The organism is Bacteroides sp. MSK.18.37, assembly GCF_019129155.2.
GTDB lineage: Bacteria > Bacteroidota > Bacteroidia > Bacteroidales > Bacteroidaceae > Bacteroides > Bacteroides ovatus.
The window spans coordinates 1-4,148 of sequence record NZ_JAHOIB020000005.1; the positions used below are offsets into that span (position 1 = coordinate 1).

Here is a 4,148-nt window from a genome sequence, read left to right on the forward strand (position 1 = left end):
CTTTGGGAGTTTAAAAGTAAATTAGTCCCCACACTTTGGGAGTTTTACCCCTCTTTTTTTGTTTTAATGTGGGGATTGTGTATATTTGCAGCAAATCAATCGTTTATGAAAAAGAAACTACCTATTACCAAGAATAAAGATGTTGTTGTTTCATGGGTATATACATGGTCAAAACAGCAAGACATGTCCATACACGAACAAAGAATAGTTCTTCGCATACTGGAAGCGTGCCAAGCTGAACTAAAGGGAGTAAAACTGAAAGATTATGCAGGCACGAAACGCAAGTTTGAGCATGGACTTTGGGATGTTGATGCACAAATGCATGTATCTGACGTTATTTTTTCCGGACGTGATTACAATGAAATCATAGCCGCACTCGATTCTTTGGCAGGACGTTTTTTTACTTACGAAGATGACGAGGAATGGTGGAAGTGCGGATTTATATCTAACCCAAAATATAAAAAACGCACTGGCATTATAACCTTTCGTGTGTCTAACGACCTTTGGGATGTGTTTACCAAGTTCGCCAAGGGGTACAGAGAATTTGAGTTAAACAAGGCTCTTGCGCTACCTACTGGGTATTCCCTTAGGTTTTACATGTTAATGAGTGGGCAGGTGTACCCTTTGGATATATCCCTTGAAAACTTGAAAGACCGTCTTGGCATACCTGCGGACAAATACAAGGACAAGAACGGAAAAGACAGAATAGATCATTTTGAGGAAAGAGTTTTGAAACCAGCAAAGGCTGCGCTTGATGAGAGCTGCCCATACACTTTCAACTACGTGAAAGTGCGTGAAAACCCAAACAACAAACGTAGCAAGGTGACCGGGTTTAGGTTCTACCCGGTCTATCAACCACAGTTCAGAGATGAAGAACTGGAAGGGAAAGAATTGCAAGCAAAGGTTACAGCACGATATCAGATAGACAGCCATGTGTACGAGTACCTCCGTTATTCCTGCGGCTTCACATCGGAAGAGATAAACCGGAACAAAGAGACATTCATAACGGCACAAGAAAAGATAACCGACCTTATCGGAGAACTGGCTCTCCTAAACGGAAAATCACGAGAAAAGAACAATCCGAAAGGGTGGATTATAAACGCCCTTAAAGGGAAAATCAAGGATAAGTAACAAGATTACCCGGCTGAAACACTCCGGGTAATCTTGTCAAATCAGAGGAACGATTTCCATTTCTACACCAAGTTCTTTCATCTGCTGTTGTATTTCCTCGCTGCTTAGTTTCTCTCTCGCCAGTGCAAGCCCATGAAAGGCGTCCCAGCCTGCCGGCTTCGAAACGATACTACCGTTTAGGACGGCATGGGTGATTTCGCCGCCGGACTTCGCACCCTTGTTCAGTATGAAGAAGAACCGGGGTTCTTCGTGTTCCGTTGTTCCCATAATTCGTAAAGTTAGATGTTTATTTATTCCCCTTTTGTTCCCTTGCCTGCTCTTGGTAGTATTCATAATACTGCTTGTAGTTGTCCCGGTCTTTGGCTGCATCCGTCCAAAGATAGCACATGAAACAAGCGAACAATAGGGAGATAACAGCACAAAGGATTGAGTAGAACGAAATTCGTTTGTCCACATAACCGCCGTTTTTCATTCTGTACCCCTGCCGTTCAAAGTCCGCCAACACGTTTTTTAGGCGATTTTCGGCACTTTCAAGGCTTTTCCCGTCTATTTGTACCTTTCGGGCTGTTGCGTCCTCTATGCGCTTCGTATAGACTTCAACACGCTTTAGTTCTTGATACACCAGTTCTACCGCAAGCTGCGGGTTTACCCTTGGCGTTGTATCTTTTCTTTTCCGGGGGCTGTACTGTCCCTGCTTAACGTTGGAAGCTGCCGCTTCCGGGTGTGAGTTTGTTTCCATGAGATATGTTCATTGAGTTGCACTTCAGTTTGCTTTGTGTCCGCTCGATATGGGCGAGAGTGTAGCCTTTCCCTATCTCGCTTGCCTTATACTCCGTACCGCTTCGGGCTGTGACATAGTAGCCGTTAAGTTTCCCGGTGCTTGCCCTGGCTTCCCGGACTTTAAAACCTCTCTTACCAAGTTCTTCCTTGAATTTGGTAAAGTCAAAGCCCTGCATCTTCTTCAATACGCCGTCCATGGCTTCCTTGATTTCCGCTTTGTTGACTTTGCCAATGTCCTGCGACTGTACAAAGTTCCGTTCCTTGGCTATGGCATTGGCGGCTTCCGTTGCCTTTTTCCCTATCCAGTTGTCCCGGTACAGTTCCCCGGAAAGGGAAACCCGGTTTGCCAGTATGTGCAGGTGGGCTTGCTCTTTCTTGCTCTCCGTACCGCTGTGCCGGATGATGATGTACTGGTGGTTCGCCAACCCCATGCGCTGCATGAAGTCGTTACCAAGTTCCGCCCAGTCCGCATCCGTAAAGGTGGCGCTTTCCTCTATCGAGGGGCTGACCTCGAAACGTAGGCAGTTGTTTTTTACGTTCGGAAAATCAATGTGATACGGTTTCATTTCCTGCACCATTTCCGCACCAGTACACCCATAAAGTTCATGCCGGGCTATCTCGGTGGCTACTGCCTGCCCGTTTATCTCTTTGGCGAGGTCGTACTCCAATGCCGCCACACCATGTGATATGCTTTTCCCTTTCCCTATCATCGTGAGAGTATTTTTTTGAGCTCTGTAATTAGTGCCCGGTTCTCCTCGAACACTTCCCGGTACTGGCGACCACCGAAGTAGTTGTTCAGCCGTTGGAGCGTTCCTTTCAACTGGGCTATGTCCCGGAGAAGCTGCCGTTCCTCCTCGGTGTACCTCTCCCTTGGGCGCCCCCCAAGGGACAAACTCCGGCAGTATTCCGATACGCTTAGACTGCACCGGGCTGCCTGCTCCGCAAGTGCGTCCTTTTCAAGTTCGGTACACCGGAATGTAATCTTTTCGTTCCGTCTTAGTTCCATGCCACAAAGGTAATCTTAAAATCTTTTTGAGCAAAGCGAGAAAAGCAAGAATTGTCCGACAAGGACACTTCTTGCTATATATACACATGCCGCATGGGAATACATCCACGCCAACCGCCCAGCAAAAAGCCCCGGCGTGTTAGAAAATCCCCCACAGCCTAACAAATTCTACCCCATTTCTACCCAAGGGGATTACACGCCGCAGAAGTCATCCGGGAACATGTCTTCCAGTTCGTCCAAATCAATGGTTTCTTCTTCGGACACCTCCACCCATTCAATGTTTTCTTTCCCTCTTATCGCACATGAGTACATCTCGGCGGCGGCAAGAGAAGAGAACACCTCGTGCATAGGCTCGCCGTTCTCTAACCAGTAAACACAATATTCGACCATAACAGTTTTATCATTTATCGTTGTAATGCCCCTCTACCTCCAAGATGTAGACCTCTACCACTTCCTCGTAAATGTCATAGATTATCCGGTCATGGGCGGTAATGTGTCGAGACCATGTAATATCCCCACCGCCCCTTAACGCTTCGGGATGCCCAAGCCCAGTCTTAGGGTGCTCTAACAATTCTTTGTAGATTTTCTTATACTTCTTGAACAAATTGGGGTTTGATTTCTTCCATTTGGCAATCACCTTATCCACCCCGTCGGAAACCCTAATTGTGTACATCATAGACTATCGAAATAAGCGTCAATATCCTCACTGCTTTTGAGGGTAACACACTTTCCGGATTTGATTTCTTCCCTTGCCTTGTCAATCCTTGCTTGCAGCTCCGGGGTTATCATCAAATCTTCACGACCAACTTTTACCAAAGCGTAAATCTCGTTTTTCCTGCGAATTAGTACCTGCTCGCCATTGTCAGCTTTGGTGAAAGACGCTGCGAGGTTGTTACGGTATTCTCTTACTGATAATGCTTCCATATCTGTTTGCTTTTAAATTCAGCACAAAGATAGCTATATTTCAATAAAATACAAACATTTTGTACACAAACGTGTACACGCCATAAAAACCCGTTTCCAATCCTACCGCCCGTTGGTTGGTTTTGCTTTGCTCTTTTTCCCTATCGTTTTTCTTTTTCCGACAGTAAATCAACCACTTAGCTCTATAAATTCCCCTTGTCTGTTATAAGCATCGTCTGTAATATGCTCTATCACTTCTTCGCAAACGCCCATAAATAAAGGGATTAGAACATGTGTTTCCCCACACTTTGGGAGTTTAGTCCCCACA

8 protein-coding genes are annotated in these 4,148 nt (G+C 45.8%); 1 reads left to right on the forward strand and 7 read right to left on the reverse strand.

Features of this window, described 5'->3' with window-relative positions:
- The first annotated feature begins 105 nt into the window (after positions 1-105).
- Positions 106-1,131: a replication initiation protein gene (locus tag KSX81_RS29045; protein WP_004295509.1), complete on the forward strand. Its 1,026-nt coding sequence runs from the start codon at positions 106-108 to the stop codon at positions 1,129-1,131.
- 36 nt (positions 1,132-1,167) lie between these two features.
- On the opposite strand, the gene KSX81_RS29050 is transcribed toward KSX81_RS29045, so the two are convergent.
- From KSX81_RS29050 to KSX81_RS29080, 7 genes are all read right to left on the reverse strand, one after another.
- Positions 1,168-1,398 (reverse strand): hypothetical protein, encoded by a 231-nt coding sequence (locus KSX81_RS29050; RefSeq protein ID WP_004295510.1) that lies wholly within the window; start codon positions 1,396-1,398, stop codon positions 1,168-1,170.
- A 19-nt stretch (positions 1,399-1,417) separates the two neighbouring features.
- Positions 1,418-1,870: a mobilization protein MbpC gene (mbpC, locus tag KSX81_RS29055; RefSeq protein ID WP_004295511.1), complete on the reverse strand. Its 453-nt coding sequence runs from the start codon at positions 1,868-1,870 to the stop codon at positions 1,418-1,420.
- On the reverse strand, positions 1,827-2,621 hold the full coding sequence (mbpB, locus tag KSX81_RS29060) for a mobilization protein MbpB (RefSeq protein ID WP_007560590.1): 795 nt from the start codon (positions 2,619-2,621) through the stop codon (positions 1,827-1,829). Before mbpB ends, mbpC begins: the two co-directional genes overlap by 44 nt.
- Positions 2,618-2,917 carry a mobilization protein MbpA gene (gene mbpA, locus KSX81_RS29065; RefSeq protein WP_004327437.1) on the reverse strand — a complete coding sequence of 100 codons (300 nt, stop codon included), beginning with the start codon at positions 2,915-2,917 and terminating at the stop codon, positions 2,618-2,620. The genes mbpB and mbpA overlap by 4 nt, the downstream gene beginning before the upstream one ends.
- A 192-nt stretch (positions 2,918-3,109) precedes the next feature.
- On the reverse strand, positions 3,110-3,307 hold the full coding sequence (locus tag KSX81_RS29070) for a hypothetical protein (protein ID WP_004295503.1): 198 nt from the start codon (positions 3,305-3,307) through the stop codon (positions 3,110-3,112).
- A 10-nt stretch (positions 3,308-3,317) separates the two neighbouring features.
- Positions 3,318-3,593, reverse strand: a complete 276-nt coding sequence (locus KSX81_RS29075; RefSeq protein ID WP_004327436.1) for a type II toxin-antitoxin system YoeB family toxin — start codon at positions 3,591-3,593, stop codon at positions 3,318-3,320.
- Positions 3,590-3,841, reverse strand: coding sequence for a hypothetical protein (locus KSX81_RS29080; protein ID WP_004295507.1), 252 nt, complete (start codon positions 3,839-3,841; stop codon positions 3,590-3,592). The genes KSX81_RS29075 and KSX81_RS29080 overlap by 4 nt, the downstream gene beginning before the upstream one ends.
- Positions 3,842-4,148: the final 307 nt, after the last annotated feature.